Here is a 1322-nt window from a genome sequence, read left to right on the forward strand (position 1 = left end):
GGGTGCCTCCGGCGGTTCGGGGGGCTCCGGTCGAGGCGGATTGCCGCAGCCGCGCCAGGGCGCGGTCGCGGCTTCCACCGAGGGCGCCGCGCGAGCAGGCGGGGCCGATCACGGGAACACGGCAGGCCGTGGTTCCGGGACGGGCCCCGGCGCCGACGCTGCGGGCACCCGTCGAGGACGGGGCGGCCCGGACGCCGAAGCCGAATCCGACGAAGCACCCCTCTCCGCCGAGGAGTTGGACCACTACGCCGACGAGCTCCGGCAGCTCCTCGACGACGGGGTCGCCTCCGCCGAGCGGCAGCTCTTCGAGCTGCGGACCGCCGCGGCCGACGACTCCCGGGTCCTCGGCGCGCTCGGTGACGGCGGGCTGCTGCCGCCCGGCCCCGACGTGCTGGCCACCGTGGAGTACCTGGGCGAGCACGGCATCCCCGCGCTCCCCGGCTGGCGCTACCTCGCGCAGGCCGTCGATCCCGTCGACCACGCGCGCGTGCTTGCCGCGCGGCCCGAGCTGGTCGACGGCGTGATCATCACGGACCCGGACACCCACGCACGGGCCCGCGAAGCCCTCGCCGACGCAGCGCTGCTCCCGCGCTCCGCCGTGGCCGTCGGCACGGCCGCCGCGCTGCTCGCCCCGACCCCGGTCCCCGACGCGGACGACGGGGGCCGCGTCGATGTATTCCTCGTACCGCCGAACCCTGCCATGCACGACGAGCACGCCGCCGACGAGGAGCGGCAGACGCTGCGTACGCGCGCGGCCGAACGGGACGAGGAGATCCGGGAGTTGGCGGCCCGGCTCGCCAAGGACCGGGAGCTGGCCGCACGGCTCGCCTCCTGGCGGACGGGCTGTCCGGCGGGGCGGCTCGCCGAGCTCGCCACCGCGGCCCACGACGCGCGCGCGTTCGCCGAGGAGTCCGAGGCCGAGCTGTCCGAGGCGCGTACGGCCCGGGCCGAGGCCGACGAGGCGGCGGCCGAGGCGGCCCTCGTACGGGACGAGCGGCAGGAGGCCGCGCAGCGCGCCCGGCGCGCCGCCGACGCACTCGCCGGACTCGCCTTCCGGCTGCGCGAGCGGGCCGGCTGGCAGGTCAAGCTCCGCGAACTCGCCGTCGACGCGGCCGGGTCGGGGGCCCGCGCCCGGGCCTGCCTGGTGCGCGCCCGCGCCGCCAGCGTGCTGGCCATGCTCAGCGAGCGCATGCGCAACGACGTGATGCTGCGCATCGCCACCTTCGGCGGCGTGCAGCCGGCCGCCCTCTCGGAGCTGACCGACGTGCTGAACTCGGTGCTGGCCGGCCAGGGCGCCAAGCGCAGCAAGATGGGCGGCGTGC

Annotated in this window: 2 pseudogenes; both read left to right on the forward strand. The window is 77.7% G+C overall.

Annotated elements, in window-relative coordinates:
* Positions 1-1162, forward strand: a pseudogene (locus O3Q52_RS53140) (hypothetical protein); the annotation flags it as partial.
* Positions 1163-1189: 27 nt separating this feature from the next.
* Positions 1190-1322: pseudogene (locus O3Q52_RS53145) on the forward strand (flagellar motor switch protein FliG); the annotation flags it as partial.

Source organism: Streptomyces sp. ActVer (genome assembly GCF_027270795.1).
Lineage (GTDB): Bacteria > Actinomycetota > Actinomycetes > Streptomycetales > Streptomycetaceae > Streptomyces > Streptomyces umbrinus_A.